The organism is Neochlamydia sp. S13, assembly GCF_000648235.2.
Classification (GTDB): Bacteria; Chlamydiota; Chlamydiia; order Chlamydiales; family Parachlamydiaceae; genus Neochlamydia.
The window spans coordinates 1,210,595-1,227,416 of the sequence record NZ_AP017977.1 but is presented as its reverse complement, the minus strand read 5'-3'; the positions used below and the strand labels follow the sequence as shown (position 1 = coordinate 1,227,416).

The 16,822-nt window shown below is 38.7% G+C and carries 16 protein-coding genes; 14 read left to right on the top strand and 2 right to left on the bottom strand.

The window, feature by feature from the left end:
* Nucleotides 1–62: 62 nt before the first annotated feature.
* The 14 genes from TY21_RS04690 to TY21_RS04635 all read left to right on the top strand — a co-directional run bounded on the left by TY21_RS04690 (nt 63) and on the right by TY21_RS04635 (nt 13,350).
* On the top strand, nt 63–251 hold the full coding sequence (locus tag TY21_RS04690; protein ID WP_130589540.1) for a hypothetical protein: 189 nt from the start codon (nt 63–65) through the stop codon (nt 249–251).
* A gap of 357 nt (nt 252–608) precedes the next feature.
* Nucleotides 609–2,300 (top strand): leucine-rich repeat domain-containing protein, encoded by a 1,692-nt coding sequence (locus TY21_RS04685; RefSeq protein WP_052354368.1) that lies wholly within the window; start codon nt 609–611, stop codon nt 2,298–2,300.
* A 190-nt stretch (nt 2,301–2,490) separates the two neighbouring features.
* Nucleotides 2,491–2,646: a hypothetical protein gene (locus TY21_RS10990; RefSeq protein WP_158623023.1), complete on the top strand. Its 156-nt coding sequence runs from the start codon at nt 2,491–2,493 to the stop codon at nt 2,644–2,646.
* 47 nt (nt 2,647–2,693) lie between these two features.
* Nucleotides 2,694–3,539 (top strand): leucine-rich repeat domain-containing protein, encoded by an 846-nt coding sequence (locus TY21_RS04680; protein WP_052354366.1) that lies wholly within the window; start codon nt 2,694–2,696, stop codon nt 3,537–3,539.
* Complete coding sequence (locus tag TY21_RS11840) at nt 3,502–3,684, top strand: leucine-rich repeat domain-containing protein (protein ID WP_079979833.1); 183 nt, start codon at nt 3,502–3,504, stop codon at nt 3,682–3,684. Before TY21_RS04680 ends, TY21_RS11840 begins: the two co-directional genes overlap by 38 nt.
* A gap of 1,123 nt (nt 3,685–4,807) precedes the next feature.
* On the top strand, nt 4,808–5,941 hold the full coding sequence (locus TY21_RS04675) for a 2-oxo acid dehydrogenase subunit E2 (RefSeq protein ID WP_042239387.1): 1,134 nt from the start codon (nt 4,808–4,810) through the stop codon (nt 5,939–5,941).
* A gap of 243 nt (nt 5,942–6,184) precedes the next feature.
* Nucleotides 6,185–7,576 carry a dihydrolipoyl dehydrogenase gene (gene lpdA / locus TY21_RS04670; RefSeq protein ID WP_042239384.1) on the top strand — a complete coding sequence of 464 codons (1,392 nt, stop codon included), beginning with the start codon at nt 6,185–6,187 and terminating at the stop codon, nt 7,574–7,576.
* Nucleotides 7,577–8,090: 514 nt separating this feature from the next.
* A complete protein-coding gene (locus TY21_RS04665; protein ID WP_042239381.1) occupies nt 8,091–8,465 on the top strand; it encodes a DUF423 domain-containing protein in 375 nt (124 codons plus the stop codon).
* Nucleotides 8,466–8,490: 25 nt separating this feature from the next.
* Complete coding sequence (locus TY21_RS04660; protein WP_042239378.1) at nt 8,491–9,657, top strand: class I SAM-dependent rRNA methyltransferase; 1,167 nt, start codon at nt 8,491–8,493, stop codon at nt 9,655–9,657.
* A gap of 415 nt (nt 9,658–10,072) precedes the next feature.
* Nucleotides 10,073–11,143: an AI-2E family transporter gene (locus TY21_RS04655; protein WP_042239375.1), complete on the top strand. Its 1,071-nt coding sequence runs from the start codon at nt 10,073–10,075 to the stop codon at nt 11,141–11,143.
* A 135-nt stretch (nt 11,144–11,278) separates the two neighbouring features.
* A complete protein-coding gene (locus TY21_RS04650) occupies nt 11,279–11,788 on the top strand; it encodes a BON domain-containing protein (protein WP_052354364.1) in 510 nt (169 codons plus the stop codon).
* Between the two features lie 72 nt (nt 11,789–11,860).
* Nucleotides 11,861–12,295: a DUF948 domain-containing protein gene (locus tag TY21_RS04645; RefSeq protein ID WP_042239372.1), complete on the top strand. Its 435-nt coding sequence runs from the start codon at nt 11,861–11,863 to the stop codon at nt 12,293–12,295.
* 2 nt (nt 12,296–12,297) lie between these two features.
* A complete protein-coding gene (locus TY21_RS04640) occupies nt 12,298–12,900 on the top strand; it encodes a YtxH domain-containing protein (protein ID WP_042239370.1) in 603 nt (200 codons plus the stop codon).
* Between the two features lie 3 nt (nt 12,901–12,903).
* Nucleotides 12,904–13,350 carry a YtxH domain-containing protein gene (locus TY21_RS04635; protein ID WP_042239367.1) on the top strand — a complete coding sequence of 149 codons (447 nt, stop codon included), beginning with the start codon at nt 12,904–12,906 and terminating at the stop codon, nt 13,348–13,350.
* 58 nt (nt 13,351–13,408) lie between these two features.
* Here TY21_RS04635 and acs read toward each other — a convergent pair whose 3' ends face one another.
* The gene (gene acs / locus TY21_RS04630) at nt 13,409–15,391 is read right to left on the bottom strand and encodes an acetate--CoA ligase (RefSeq protein WP_042239364.1); all 1,983 of its coding nucleotides are present in this window, start codon (nt 15,389–15,391) and stop codon (nt 13,409–13,411) included.
* A 1,058-nt stretch (nt 15,392–16,449) separates the two neighbouring features.
* On the bottom strand, nt 16,450–16,767 hold the full coding sequence (locus tag TY21_RS04625) for a transposase (RefSeq protein ID WP_052354362.1): 318 nt from the start codon (nt 16,765–16,767) through the stop codon (nt 16,450–16,452).
* Nucleotides 16,768–16,822: the final 55 nt, after the last annotated feature.

Below are 16,822 nucleotides of genomic sequence, written 5' to 3'. Positions count from 1 at the left end.
ATACGCAAACTACCTTACAAGTCTTTAAAAGAGAACAAAGCTTTTTTGCCACGCATGTGCCCATGCAAATCAAAGAGTCCAAAGAACTCATATGTGAAGCGCCTTACGACAAAACGGTAGAGATAGTAGAGGGCTATCGAGCTCTTAAGACTACCCCTTGCCATGCAGGCGTTGAACTAAGGATGGGTAGTCATCCTCAGCCAAGTGGCCTATCCAAGAGAATGCCGTACTTTAGCCAAGCATTACCTTAAGGACAATGAAAAAGAAGCCGAAGCCTTTATTAAGCTCATGCAGTAAGAGTTTTCATGTCCAAACGATGCTAAGCGCCAATTAGATAAGTTTGTAAAAAAACTTAAATATATACAAATTATAGAACCTCGATTTATTGCAACTCAAAAGCATACTACGTCTGGTCGGCCCAAAGCTGCGCAAAAACCTTCTATATCTAGCTATCGCCTACAAGGCATAGTAGCTTGCTCTTTACCTAACAAGTTAGCTGATCCCCCCGGTGATAAGGATGCTAATTGGTTTGACTTACTTTTTTAATTTTTTTATATTGCCTCTAATAAATAAAATGCTGAAAAGTCATCACTACCCAAGGAAATAAAATGCATCCTATCTCTTCGGCATCTATTGAAAGCTTGCCCAATGAATTGCTGCTCCCTATCTTAGAGGCTTGCGCAGTTCCTTCCTTATTTAGCGTCTGTAAAAGATGGCATCATCTGCTGGGTTCTGAAGTGATGCCTTCTCTTTATAAACAGATAGGTAAAGTACATGTTTCCCAAGGGGATATTAACAAGCAGGCTTTTATTTTAGATAGGATTTATAAGCTGGATGATAGGCTTTCTGAAGGAGAAAAAGCTAAGGCAATCTTCAAGGAGGCCTTTACTCTAGCTAAATCCCTTGCTCCTGCGGAGCTAGAATTTAAATGGAAAACCCAGGAAAAAAGGTGTTTTACTCTGGCTAACTATGCCTCTTATCTGCTCAATATTAATCGCCTTTTACTTTGGAAAAAACTTCCTGGTAGAGGGGAATACTTAAATCAAGAAAAAATCAAGTATTTACCTTTAGAAAAACAAGGGGAGCTTCTTAGAGGTTGGATTGAAGAAAATTGTAAAAACATCACGATTTTAGATTTATCTGGAGTAGGCTTGACTTATTTACCCCCAGAAATATGCCAGGTGTCTCAGCTGCAAGAGCTTAATTCAAGCCAAAACCAACTCACCAGTCTGCCTACAGAAATCGGGCAGCTGTCTGAGCTGCAAGATCTTTCCTTAAATCAAAACCAGCTCACCAGCCTTCCTGTAGAAATCGGGCAGCTGTCTCAGCTGCAAACGCTTGAATTAAATCGAAACCAGCTCACCAGCCTGCCTATAGAAATCGGGCAGCTGTCTCAGCTGCAAGATCTTTTCTTAAATCAAAACCAGCTCACCAGCCTGCCTATAGAAATCGGGCAGCTGTCTCAGCTGCAAACGCTTGACTTAAATCAAAACCAGCTCACCAGTCTGCCTACAGAAATCGGGCAGCTGTCTCGATTACGAGTGCTTTGCTTAAATCAAAACCAGCTCACCAGTCTGCCTGCAGAAATCGGGCGGTTGTCTCAGCTGCAAGTACTTTACTTAAATCAAAACCAGCTCACCGCTCTGCCTACAGAAATCGGGCAGCTGTCTCAGCTGCGAACGCTTTCCTTAAATCAAAACCAACTCACCCACCTTCCTGTAGAAATCGGGCAGCTGTCTCAGCTGCAATGGCTTTACTTAAATCAAAACCAGCTCACCAGTCTGCCTATAGAAATCGGGCAGCTGTCTCAACTGCAAGAGCTTTACTTAAGCCAAAACCAGCTCACCAGCCTGCCTATAGAAATCGGGCAGCTGTCTCAGCTGCGAACGCTTTCCTTAAATCAAAACCAACTCACCCACCTTCTTGCAGAAATCGGGCAGCTGTCTCAGCTGCAATGGCTTTACTTAAATCAAAACCAGCTCACCAGTCTGCCTGCAGAAATCGGGCAGCTGTCTCAGCTGCAATGGCTTTACTTAAATCAAAACCAGCTCACCAGCCTGCCTGGAGAAATCGGGAAAATGTCTCGGCTGCGAAGGCTTAACTTAAATCAAAACCAGCTCACCAACCTTCCTGCAGAAATCGGACAATTGTCTGAGCTACAATGGCTTTACTTAAATCAAAACCAGCTCACCAGTCTGCCTGGAGAAATTGGGCAATTGTCTCAGCTTATCATACTTAAATTAGCGGAAAATCCTTTGAAAGATATTGCAGAAAAAATAAGGCAGCGTTTTCAATTGTAGAATGGCCAAAAGTACTTTTAAATTGGGAGGGGCTAAAACGACATTCTGGGCTAATTTTAAGAAAATTGTAGCAGCAAACTTAAGCAAATTTTCTACTCTTGCTCAAACCATTGATTACTCTTTTTTAAGTATATGTCGATGATAAAAAATATAAAATTTAAATCACTAAATTACTACCCAAGGAAATAAAATGCATCCTATCTCTTCGGCCTCTATTGAAAGCTTGCCGAATGAATTTCTACTCCCTATCTTAGAGGCTTGCATAGTTCCTCCCTTATTTAGCGTCTGTAAAAGATGGCATCATCTGCTGGCTTCTGAAGTGATGCCTTCTCTTTATAAAAAATAGCCCAGCTTCATTTCCTCAAGGGAGATGCCACTACCCAGCAAACTCTTATGTTAGCTAGAGTTTATCAACTCAATCATGTACCTACCTCTACTGAAAAAGTCTATCTATCTTTTAAACAAGTTTTTACCTTAGCTAAATCTATTTCTCCTTTAGAATCTAAAGAGAAAACAGAAGAAAAAAGAGGCTTAACGCTGGCTAATTACTCTTCTTATCTCTTAAATATTAATCGCCTTTTACTTTGGAAAAAACTTCCTGGTGGGGAAGAATACTTGAGCCGAGAAGAAATTAAGCACTTGTCTTTAGAGGAAAAAGGGGAGCTTCTTAGAAATTGGATTGAAGAAAATTGTAAAAACATCACGATTTTAGATTTATCTGGAGTAGGCTTGACTTATTTGCCCCTAGAAATATGCCAGTTATCTAAGCTGCAAGCGCTTGACTTAAACCAAAACCAGCTCACCAGCCTGCCTGCAGAAATCAGGCAGCTGTCTCAGCTGCAAACGCTTGAATTAAATCAAAACCAGCTCACCGCTCTGCCTGTAGAAATCGGGCAATTGTCTCAGCTGCAAGGGCTTGATTTAAGCCAAAACCAGCTCACCAGCCTTCCTACAGAAATCGGGCAGCTGACTGAGCTGCAAACGCTTTACTTAAATCAAAACCAGCTCACCAGCCTGCCTGCAGAAATAGGTCAATTGCCTCAGCTGCAATATCTTTGCTTAAATCAAAACCAACTCACCGCCCTGCCCGCAGAAATCGGGCGGCTGTCTCAGTTGGAAGCGCTTGACTTAAATCAAAACCACCTTACCAGTCTGCCTGCAGAAATTGGGCAGCTGTCTGAGTTGGCATGGCTTGACTTAAATCAAAACCAGCCCTGCAGAAATCGGGCAGCTGTCTGAACTGCAAGAGCTTTACTTAAATCAAAACCAGCTCACCAGTCTACCTGCAGAAATCGGGCAGCTGCCTCAGCTTACCGAGCTTGAATTAGCGGAAAATCCTTTGAAAGATATTCCAGAAAAAATAAGGCAGCGTTTTCAATTGTAGAGTGGCCATAAGTACTTTTTAAATTGGGGTGAGCTAAAATGAAATAAATAACTTTTAGCCATCTTATCTTTAAACAAGTAATCCGCACTTAAATCAAAACCAGCTCTCCATTCTGCCAGCAAAAATCGGGCAGATATCCAAGCTGCAAAAGCTCCACTTAAGTGGCAACCTGCTTACCATTCTTCCTATCATCTTATGTGCGGGTATAGATCCTTTGGTACCTCCCAGAAGAGGAAGAACGCTAAGCCAAGAGGCAGACAAGCCCTGGATAAAAAAGAAATGATGCTTTAAAAATCATTCAAGGCTTTGGAGAAGATGAGGAGGCCAGGCAGCTCTGGAAGAAGCTTTGCGGCTATCACAGAAGATTGCTTTCCGAAACGGCGATGTACCGCTTTATAAGAAGCTTTGGAGGAGACTTTCCCTCTAGGAAATTAGCCTATCAACAAACAGAATTATATGCCAACTCCTTAGTTATGAATAAGATGATAAAACTTGGAATGTCCAAGGCAATGGGTGCTAACTTATGTGATATATCTTTAGAGTAGCTATTAGATCATTTACGCAACAAGGCCCCCTAAATCATCAATTTTTTCCTTTAAAATTTATTTAGCAATATTAAAAATGGGTTAAAAGTCCTAGCATTAAAAGCAATTTGGTTAGGCAAGTCTTAATGGAAATGACTAAAAGAAAAAGGAAACTTTACCCTCTATTTTAGAAACAATCATTAAAGCATGGGTGAAGGGCAAAGGAAATTTTTGTAGGCATGAGGCTAAAAATGCTAGCGAAGGGGAGAAACGATAGTCTAGAAGGACTTCATCAGAGTTCTTAAGTTACAGAAAATTAAAAAAATTTAATAAAAGCTTTAAAATTGGCTAGAAAAAGTGCCGGAGGAGTCTAAAAAGAGCAATAGTTATAATTTTTCCTCCTTAGTTGTTGCTAAGGATTTTTTTAACGCCCTTTCCTTGCCAAATAGAGGAATGAAATAATTAGTGCATTTTCTGTTAGAGAGGGTTATGTTTTGCATAAAATGAAACACACTGTCATCATGCTAATTTTATTTTTCTAGATAGAAAACTTCATAATTTTAGACTAGCGACTAACCTTAAAATGAATGAGATTAATAATGAAAGTTGAATTTAAAGTTCCTTCAATGGGAGAGTCTATTTTTGAAGCAACTGTAGTTAGTATCATTAGACCCTCTGGTTCACATGTAGGAATTGAGGATGAAATCCTTGAGTTAGAGACTGATAAAGTCAATCAGATGGTATATGCTCCTCAAAAGGGGATAATCCATTTTAACATACAACTCCACGATAAAGTTACCATCGGTCAGGTATTAGGATATATTGATACTGAAGCTGCAACCAAATCTTTAGAACTTAGTTTCCCACCTCAGCAATTTTTACCCTCTATACAAGCTGCCGTGGAAAACTCTAAAGAATCTTCTAAAAGCATGCGTTACCTAAAAGAGGATTTTATTAAAGAGCTTAAAGAAGAAGGTCAAAAAAGGTCTCTTTCTTCTCTTTCTGAGCAGGAATCTCTTGCTTGGTCTTTCCATCCGCAGCAATCGCATGGCAATAAGGACTTTACCCAAAAAGCCTCAGTTTCTCAGGTCGCCCAGGTAGAAAATACAGCCACAATGCTGACAATATTTAATGAAGTAGATCTGTCACAGATTATCCACCTACGTGACAGATACCAAAAATCTTTTATTAAAAAATATGAAATTGAGCTAGGTTTAATCTCTTTCTTTGTTAAAGCTTGCGTGGCTGCTTTACCTCAATTTCCCTCTATTCATTCGTACCTTAAAGAAGAGCAAAGCGTTCAGGGCTCTTCTTACGAAATGGGTATAGCTGTGGAAACTGAGCAGGGTGTCGTGGTACCACTCCTTTGCCATAGCGATAAGCTTTCTTATGCAGAGATTGAAAGGACTATCGAAAAACTTACCCATCAGGCTTATGAAGGCTCTCTTTCTGTAGGAGACCTTCATACAGGCAGCTTTGCCATCACTGATGCTGGCCTTTATGATTCTATGCTTTCTACTCCTCTTCTTACCGGTAACCAAAGAGCTATTTTAGCCCTACATAATATTATTAAACGTCCTATTGTTGTTGCCGATCAAATTACCATCCGACCTATCATGTATTTAGCTTTAAGCTACGATTCTCGCTTTGTTAGACGTAAAGAAGCTGCCGCTTTCCTAGCTTATTTAAAAGGTATTTTAGAATGCCCTGCGGTTATGCTCCTTGGGCTATAAGCAAATAATTTAGGATTTTAAAGAGAGAGTAAGGAAGGATTAAGGGTAAAGGATTGGTAGCTTTTGTAAAACTCTCATTAGATCTCTACTAAAACAGTAGAAGAGCTATAAAAGCAACCAATAAAAATTGGCGGAGATTTAGCAGGCAAGCTAGCAACTGCTGCTTTTCCTGATAAGGCCCTTTTTATTGCAAAAAAGTCCATTATTGAAATAAAAGTAAAAGAAAAAAAACAGGCGGCTGGCATGAAACAATTCGATGTAGTAGTAATAGGGGCTGGACCAGGCGGTTACGTGGCAGCCATACGTGCAGCTCAATTAGGAATGAAGGTAGCCTGTATAGAAAAGGCCCAAACGCTAGGAGGTACTTGTTTAAATGTGGGCTGTATTCCTTCTAAAACCTTACTACAGTCTACAAGATATTGGGAATGGCTTGAAAAAGAGAGTAAAGGCCTAGGAATAGAATATAATGAAATAAAAGTTAATTTTGAAACGATGATGCAACGTAAAGCAAAGGTTGTATTTAGCCTTACAGAGGGGATAACGAGCCTATTTAAAAAAAATAAGGTGGAAAGCATCAGAGGTACAGCCAAATTTGTGGATCCCCATTTGGTTGAAGTAACAGATAATGGCCGCATAGAGAAGATAAAAGGTAACTATTTTATTCTAGCCACAGGATCAGAAGCCGTAGCATTGCCTTTCTTAGCTTTTGATGAAAAGAAAATTATCTCTTCTACGGGAGCCTTGAGCTTGGAAAAAGTGCCCAAACAAATGGCCGTAATTGGTGCAGGGGCGATTGGAGTGGAGATGGCCTCAATTTATCGCCGCCTAGGTACTCAAGTTCATATCATTGAAAGGGCAGAAGAAATATGCCTAGCTATGGATCCGACGATTAGAAAACTTTTGTTAAGGGGATTAAAACAACAAGGAATAAAATTTCATCTTTCGGCTCAACTCCAATCCGCAAAATATGAAAGAGAAGGAGTAACTATTGAATTTGAAGAGGGAGGCGAAAGGAAAAATTTACATACCGATCTCTTGCTAGTAGCTGTGGGAAGAAAGCCTCATACAGAAGGACTCGGCTTAGAGCAAATGGGTATAAAAAAATCAAGCAGAGGAACATTAAATATTGATAATTTTTTCAGGACCAGCCTACCGCATATTTTTGCCATTGGTGACATTGTGGATGGCCCTATGCTAGCTCATAAGGCTTCAGATGAAGGCATGGCGGTTGCTGAGATCATAGCTGGAAAGGCAGCCTATGTTAATTATATGGCTCTTCCTCAGGTGGTTTATACTCATCCCGAAGCTGCGGCTGTAGGGCTTAATGAGCCTGAAGCACGAGAAGCTGGATTAGAGGTAATGGTAGGTACTGCCTTTTTTAAAGGAAACGCTAGAGCACGCTGCATGGGCGAGAGTGAAGGAATAGTAAAGATCATTGGCGATAAGAAATCGGAAAGGGTGGTTGGGTTGCACATATTAGGCTCGCATGCCTCAGAAATGATTGAAGAAGGAGCTCTTGCTATCCAAAAGAACGTTACCTTGGAAGATATTGCTCGCTTGCCTCATTCCCATCCTACTTTAACAGAGGCTATCAAGGAAGCTGCCATGGATGCGTTAGGGTATGCGATGCATTAGCAAAAAAGTAAGTGAGATGGGTAAGTTTTTGCCTATGAAAGGAGGCTTAAATTTTTCCCCTTAGAGATTTCGCCCTGCTGCTTTCATAGTTTCCTAGGAAAAAATATTAATAATAATTGTTTCCTATTTCTTCAAAGTTTGTTCTAAAATTTTAAAGTCTTTGTTAGCACAGCTCAAATAGGCTCTGTAGGTATACTCTAGCAAGGGAAGTAAACCTTGGAAGCCAACCCTTTTCTTAAGAACAGCGCCCAGGCTTCAAAGAACTTTTTTCGAGGGTAGGCGTTCCATTCCCTCTGCAAGCCCTATTATCTTTATTCCAACAGTACAGAATAACTACTGTCCAGTAAAAAAATTACTGGAGTATTTTTAATAGGCGCCTATCAAAATATATCTCTTAAAAGATATTTAAAGGGCTTTTAGCAGAGATAAAAGCTAAGTTGAAAAAGTTATCTAAATCCGATTGATATTTAGTAGCCATCCAAGCTAAGCTCTTTTTGTTTGGAGCCTTTATAATATGACATTTTCTTATTTATTCTTTTCTATAGGTGCATTTTTTGCAATGACTGCAGTCATTTTAGGTGCTTTTGGGGCTCATGCTTTAAAGCAGAAAGTTTCTAAAGAAAGGCTGGTTACTTTTGAAGTAGGTGTTCGTTACCAAATGTACCATGCTTTAGGATTAATTCTATTAGCCTTAGCGCCTCAGCATCTTTCCGGGATTTTACTAGAAACGGCTGGTTGGTTATTTACGGCCGGCATTATTGTATTTTCTGGAAGTTTGTATTATATGGCTTTATCCGGCAATGCATTAGCAGGGCGGATAACTCCTCTCGGCGGCCTAGTTTGGATTATAGCCTGGTTTTGTGTCTGTTATGCACCTTTAAAAAGTTAATCCTCTCTCCTTAGTAGTTTAATTTATGCTCGTTAAAAAAGTTACGTTGAAAGTCGGTAAAGAAAAAGCTATTTTAAATCGCCATCCGTGGATTTTTTCAGGAGCTGTCGCTCATCTGCCTCAAAATTTATGTGGAGAGATTCTTCCTCTTTATTCCCATCATGGTGATTTACTAGGCAGTGCTTATTTCAATTCAAAAGCAAAAATTTTTGGGCGGATGCTCTCTTTTGGAAGCCAGCCTCCTTTAGAAGCTTTTAAAAATAATTTAGAATTAGCTACCGCCCTGCGCACCAAGTTTTTCTCTTCTGACACCACGGCCTATCGTTTAATCAATGGTGAAGGTGATTTTCTACCAGGACTCATCATCGATCGGTATGAGAAAGGGTTTGTGGTGCAGATATCGACTTTAGGAATGGAAAATCTTAAGCCTTACTTATTGGATTATCTTATAGAGACCTTTCAACCCACATTTATTTATGAAAAATCTTTACTGCTTTCTCGAAAAGAAGAGGGTATGAAAGCCACAGAGCAGTTGCTGTATGGAAAATTAGAAGAGGAAGTAAGCATTCTCGAGAATGGAATAAAATTCTTAGTCAATCCTGTGCAAGGGCAAAAAACAGGCTTTTTTTTAGATCATCGTGAGATGCGTGCACAGGTTAAGAACCTGTCCAAAGATAAACGTGTTTTAAATTGTTTTGCTTATACGGGTGGATTTAGTATCTATGCAGCTGCAGGCGGAGCTACTCAAGTAGATTCTGTCGATATTTCTAAGGTAGCTTTAAACCTTGCCCACAAGAATGCAGAGTTGAATGGTGTTTCTTCTTGCATGCACTTTTATCCTAAAGACGTTTTTCAATTTTTAAGAGAGTCCTCGTTGGATTACAATTTGATTATCTTGGATCCTCCCGCCTTTGCCAAACATCGCAAAGATATCATTCCCGCTTGCAGAGGGTATAAAGATATCAATCGTATAGCCTTACAAAAAATGCCTTCTCAAAGCTTATTGTTAACATCATCGTGTTCCTATTATGTTAACGATCAGCTCTTTCAAAAAGTTGTTTTTCAAGCGGCAGTTGAAGCTAGGCGCCAAGTGCGTATTATTGGCAGACACCGCTTAGGGATCGATCATCCTCTTAATATTTATCATCCAGAAGGGGATTATCTAAAAAGCCTATGGCTATATGTAGAATAAAGCTTATTTAGCCAAATATAAAAGCTTTAGAGGAGAGATTACAAGCGGCAGTAAGCTTATGTTTTATTAAGCAATCTATTAAATTTAAAATTTGGCGAATGAAAACCCTTATAATTTCCTGATATCAATAGCTTTTATTGATGACATGCTGGTCTCAAGAGCGTTTATAAACTGCTAGGAATAATTCATTTTTGTACATTAAGGCCCTGAAAGTTCCTTTAAACTTTGTTTCCTTCATGCTAAGTGGTATTCAGGGGGCTTTAAGAGGCGAACTTTTAAGAGTTTTCCTAGAAGAGTTTTTAAAGTATAAGTAATTCTACTCTTGCTGGGATATCCATCAATGTAGATAATGAGACCATAAGAAAAATTACTTCTATTAATCCGCACTGCATCAGACAGGACAGAACAGTTGACTATGTGGTATAATCAAAAATTTTTCAGTAATGCTCTATTAAGTTTAGTGATCCTGCTAACATTATTTATAGGCTTTCAGCTTTTCCCTTTCTTTAAATTAGTTTTTCAGTTTGTTACCACCCTTTTGCTGCCTGTAATTATTGCCGGCTTATTTTATTATATCTTCCGCCCTATTGTCAGATATCTTGACCAAACTAAGATCCCTCGTTATTTGGTTATCATTTTTATTTACTTGTTCGTGATGGTAGCCGGTAGCCTGTTGATTAGTCTTGTTTGGCCTTACATTGAGAGACAAATCACAGCTTTTAGATCTTTTCCTCAACAAAAGCTTAAGGAAGTAGAAAATAAAACTGTAGATTTGATGAATGTATTTAACTTTTATTCTCTCTCTCCTGAGCAGCTAAGAAATTTATTTTATCATTACCTTCAAGAAATAACGCAATGGGCTAGCGGAGGAATTGTGAGCAGTATAAGCTCTTTAACCACGGTCGCCTCTTATTTTATTATCACTCCTTTTATTTTGTATTATTTTTTAAAAGATGATCAGCATGCTTTTGAGAAATTTATAAACCATGTGCCTTTTATCTACAGAGAAAGTGTCACAAAGGCGTTAAATGATATAGATGAAATATTATCTAGCTATATCAGCGGGCAGATAATCATTGCTTTTATAGTAGGTGTTTTAGTTTTTATCGGCTATTGGGGAATTGGGTTAGAGTATGCATTTTTACTTGCCCTAATCGCAGGCCTTTTTAATTTAATTCCTTTTTTTGGAACTCTTATTTCGACATTACCCGCTTTACTTGTAGGATTAACCTCCACTCCTTTTATGGGCTTAAAAGTGCTAGCAATCGTTTTGATTGTCCATTTAATAGATTTAAACTTTATCTCGCCACGGATTGTAGGAAAGCGTTTGAATATCCATCCTATTACAATTATTATCCTTTTAGCTACAAGTGCTTCATTGTTTGGCTTTTGGAGCCTTTTTTTTATTGTGCCTTTCTATGCTATCCTCAAAACGCTGAGTATAGACCTTTGGGAAAGAAATATAGCCGAAAAAATGGCTGTTTAGCTTAAACGAATGGATATTATCCATTTAGGTGTGCTTTTAAATAATATTTGCAAAAGAGCTGTATATTTTTTAACATTTAATATACAGATCAAATTAAACATGAATGTCAATCTAAATAAATCAAGGAGAACCTCGATGAAAAATCTTTTCAAACTGTCTTTAGCTACTATGACTGTTCTAGCTGGCGCTTCTATGCTGCATGCGCAAGCTGTAACTTCACAGGAGGGGCTTTCTAACCTAGAAAAATCCTCTTATCTTAACTCTGCTCCTTCCCAGACAGAAATAAAAAATTCTTCTGTGAATACAAGCGGTGTTCAAACTCCAGGACATTCTGCTGGCCAAACTTATACACAACCATCTAATCTTCCAAGACACTCGGACGCTAAGATTAGTTACAGTGAAACAAAAAAAACTGCTGCTTGGACAGATGGAGATATTTCCCAAAAAATTCGTTGGGCGATTAAAGATGATAAAAAACTTTCCTCCTATGCTAAAACTGCAGAAGTTAGTGTAAACAATGGGAATGTGATTATAGCAGGCTCTGTAAATAACGAAGATGAGAAAAATCATATCGCTTCAATAGCTCGTCAGGTTCCTGGCGTGAAAAGTGTGTCAAATAACCTTGTAATTGCAAACAGCAAATAATGAGTGTATGCTGCTAGGGAAAGTTAGGCTTGAACTAGCAGCATTTTTTCCAAAGAAATCAAGGAATAAAAAATGGATAGTCATGTGATTTATGCAGTTTGTGCCGTGTCAGCTACGTTAATATTTAGTATTATAGCTTTTTTCTTAGTTAAAGCTCTTAAAGCCGTGCTCGAATCCGTTCAACATGTTAATTCCAGCCTATTTCGAATGGAAAATAAAATCGAGCCTCTTGTTCAAGAAACTTTGCGACTTTTAGAGAACTCTAATAAGATTGCAATAGCAACTCAAGATAAGCTCTCTAATTTAAATCCCATTTTAGATTCTATCAACCATGTGAGCGCAGCAGTCAATAAAGTCACTCAATCATTTAATGAAAATGAAGATGAAAACCCATGTAATTTTTATCACGTTGAGAAAAAAAATGATTGGAATGAAATTGTAGGTGATTTGATAAAATTGTCTACAATAGGAGTCAAAACCTGGCAAAAAATAAAAAAAGGGAGATAATTATGGTTAAAGTTAAACCCCGCAATAAAAAGCCCTTAACCCCTCCAGAACCTTCTACAAATGATCAAGTCTCTAACATTGCTTTAGGAGCTGCCGCAGGATGCCTCATTGGTGCAGCTGCTGCTTTATTTTTTGCTCCAAAGCCTAAAGGTCATAAGTTTACAAGAGCGCTTGATTCTATGTATGATCAAGTCAGTGATACAGCTCAAGAGTATGCTCATGAAGCTATGGAAAAAGGGCATAAAATTTATGATAATGCTAAAGATTCCATCGATCATATTTGCCATGCTGCTTCCGATGCTTTTTCAAGCTATAGTACTAATAGAAATATTGTACTTGGCATTATTGGAGCAGGATTGATCGGAGCCTCAGCTGTATATGCTTTATCCCAACAGTCTTCAGAAGAGGAAGAAGGGCTGGTAGATAAAATAAAAGCGTGCAATTGGTTAGATGTAGCCAAATTTGTTGCCGACAAATTTTCTGGTAAAAGCCAGGAGGAGGATGACTCCGAAGACAATGAAGAGCACTATCACCCTGTTCACCGGATGATGGATTGGGCAATGACCGGTCTTAATATCTGGCAGGAGATGAAAAAAAGGAGGTAGCTTGTGCGTAACACCCCCGGCATAGTTTTAGGTGCTTTGGTGGGCGCAGGGCTTGCTAGTGCATGTGCTCTTCTCCCTTTTCGACAGCAAGGAAAGAAAAATTTTAATCATCAAAAAAAAGAGGGGAACATAAAAGGAAAGCCCTATGCTAAAGAAACTTTTTTAAATAAAGTTTCTCCTTTTACAGCGGTAGCTATCCCCTCCACTGTTAAGGCCTTTGCGGAAGGAACGGTTATAGGCCTAGTGCTAGGCATTAGCTGTGCTGTGCTGTTAACGCCCCAAAGTGGCCGGCAACTACGTAAAGAACTAAGGAATAAATATCAGCGTATGCTAACTAAAAAGCCTGATTTTATTCCTTCTTCTGACCTCACTCCAGCGCCTCCAAAGCGGACTAAAAGAGTGAATCAAGTTGTTGAGAATAAAAAGAAAAAGCGTTCTCCGCCTAAATGAATAAGTAAAAAGTAAAGCATAAAGTTAAACGCTCTTTAACTTTATGCTTTACTCATTTCTAGTCGCTTTTCAATAAAAATTCAAGCACTGAAGGATCAGCTAAAGTGCTTATATCTCCCAGTTCATCTACATTACCTTCTACCACTTTTCTTAAGATCCGACGCATAATCTTGCCGGAGCGAGTTTTAGGTAAAGCATCAATAAATCGAATGTAGTCAGGAACAGCAATAGGGCCAATCTCTTGGCGTACATGCTGGGCCAATTCTTTCTGTAAGTCAGGATGGCTCTCTACATTGTCTTTAAGGATGACAAAGGCATATAAGCACTGTCCTTTGACCTCATCAGGTTTAGGGACTACAGCAGCTTCCGCTACAGCTGGATGGCTCACTAAAGAACTTTCGACTTCTGCTGTACCCATACGATGCCCAGAAACATTGACCACATCATCAATTCTTCCTAAGAGCCAATAATCGCCCTCCTCGTCTATCGAACATCCATCTCCACTAAAATAGACATTTTGGAAAGTTTTAAAGTAAGTATTAATAAATTGTTGATGATCTCCCCAAGTAGTGCGCATCATTCCTGGCCATGGTTGCTGAATACATAAGCATCCTCCTTCATCGACATCGCAAGGAGTTCCATCATCACGTAAAATAATAGGATTGATACCGAAGAAAGGTTTGGAAGCGCTTCCAGGCTTGGCTTCATGACAACCCGGTAGAGGAGAGATCATGATGCCACCCGTTTCTGTTTGCCACCAAGTATCTACTACGGGACACTTTTCTTGTCCAATATTTTCATAATACCACATCCATGCTTCTGGATTAATGGGCTCTCCTACAGTACCTAAAAGCCTTAAGCAACTAAGATCATAGCCTTTTAGATAAGATTTCCCATAACGAATTAAGGCTCTAATGACTGTCGGAGCGGTATAAAAAATATTTACTTGAAATTTTTCAATGATTTTCCAAAATCTTCCCGCATCAGGGTAATAAGGGGTGCCTTCAAACATAAGCGTGGTAGCACCATTTGCCAAAGGACCATACAGCACATAACTATGACCAGTAATCCACCCCAAATCTGCAGAACACCAATAAACATCCGAATCTTTAATATCAAAAATATATTTATGGGTTAAAGAGGCATACAGTAAATAGCCAGCTTGAGTATGAACCACCCCTTTGGGTTTACCAGTAGAACCGGAGGTGTATAGAATAAACAAAGGATCTTCAGCATTCATCGGTTCTGCAGGGCAAAATTGAGAGGCATTTTCCATTTCCTCTTCATACCAAATGTCGCGTCCTGGTTGCATTGAGCAAAGCTCATGCGTTCTTTGAACTACAATTACCGTTTCAATAGATGGAATGGAGGCTAGCGCTTCATCGGCAATAGATTTTAAGTAGATTGGCTTACCTCCACGCAGGCTAGTATTTGCAGTTACTAGCAATTTACAAGAACAGTCATTCATGCGATGACTTAGGGCTTCAGCACTAAAGCCTCCAAAAACTACCGAGTGAATAGCACCTATACGAGCACAAGCTAGCACGGCGACCGCGATTTCTGGAATCATGGGTAGGTAAATGCATACTCGGTCACCTTTATTAACGCCCCATTTCTTAAGCACATTAGCAAAACGGCAGACTTGGATATGCAGCGTCTGATAATCCCAAATTTTCGTTTCCTCTTCATTGTCTCCTTGCCAGATGATCGCAGGCTTTAACTTTCGATGCCCTTCTAGATGCCTATCTAAGCAATTATAGCAAAGATTGAGGATACCATCTTCAAACCAGGTATGATGGATAAGGTTACTGTTGGATTCCCAACTATAACGGGCTGCAAGGGTAGGCTTTTTAAACCAATCCAATGTATTTGCCTGTTCAAGCCAAAATTCATTGGGATGATGAATAGACTTTTGATACATTTCTGTATATTGAGACAGATCCTTCATATGCGCCTGGTTCACAAATGACTGAGAAGGAGCAAATTTGCGTTTATTATGACAAAAGGTCTCTACAGGGGCTAATGTTTTATTGTTATGCATATAATGTCCTAAAAATATTAAGGTTGTAAATATACCAAAAGAGCTACCAAGCGTGAAGTAATTTTTTATAATCTATGCATATCCCTAGCTTATTTTATTAAAAAATTTGACCTTAACATGATAAACATGCTCTCTTAGCACACATACATTGTAATAATGGGGGCGGGTGGGCACATTTTGTTAAGAGGGATAAATATTTAGAGACAAAGAAGGAATGAACAAGATAATCACCTTAGATTAAGGGAATCATAGGGGAGTGCGTGATTTATTTTAAAAAATATAGGGATAAATCAATGCGATTATAACTATCGGTTAGCCCTAAAGAGTACCTTAGGTTTTTTTTAAATGGGCTTTTTATGTGAATAATAATTATATTTTTTGACAAACTTGTCTTGTCTTTTCGCAGAAGAGTAAAATATGAATGGATCTTTAGCTGGTGAGAAAACTTTTCGAATGGCTGTGGAGAATTATGTGGGTAAGGCAAAGTTTTCATGAAGCCTCTCAGGACGGGCAAAAAGTCTATCTAAATAATAAGAAAATTAAGCTTATAGCTTATTTTTAAAACTAAACCAAGCTACGAACGAAGCAAAGCAGAGTTTGCGGCTGCAATAATTTATACCTAAAGACATTCAATATATCACTTCATGAAAATTTGCTCTAACAATCCGGGCTAGCTAAATGTAAAACTGTCGACTACTTAAGCAAGAAAAAATGGCCTGGTTCAGCACCTAATTGGCAACATGTTGAAGCAAAGGAAAATAGATATTTCAGATTGGCTAATTACTCCTTATATCTTGTAAAGATTAGTCATCTTTTGACCTAAAAAAAAATTTGGTGGAAAGAAATATTTAGTCGCAAAAAGAAATCAAGTATCTACCTTTAAAATAAGAAGAAAGCCTTTCAGCGAATGGAGTGAAAGGCATGGCAAAAATATGATGAGGTAAGATTTAAGAGAAGTTAGGTTAATTTCTTTATCCCCATGAGATAAGGCAACTATCGCAGCTGCAAGGGCTTTACTTAGTAAGGCACCTATATTGATTTAAATTTTATATTTTTTATCATTGACATATACTTGAGAAAGAGTAATCAATGGTTTGAGCAAGAGTAGAAAACTTACTTAAGCTTGCTGCTACGATCTTCTTAAAATTAGCCCAAAAGGTTTCAATAGGGTTTGAATCTGGAGAATAAGGCGACAAAAATAAAATCTCACACCCTGCCTTTTTGATAGGCTCATGAGTGGTTTGCAATTTATGGAAGGTAGCATTACCCCTAATTAGAACTTGCTCCGCTTTAAGTTTGGGTATCAATGTTTTTTCTAGCCAGAAGTTAAATAAAAGACAATTACAGGTACTTGTATAACAAAAAGGAGCTACCATCTAGGACTTCCATTTAGCTGCTATAAAGCTTTCTGTAGCAAATGAACGACCTGCT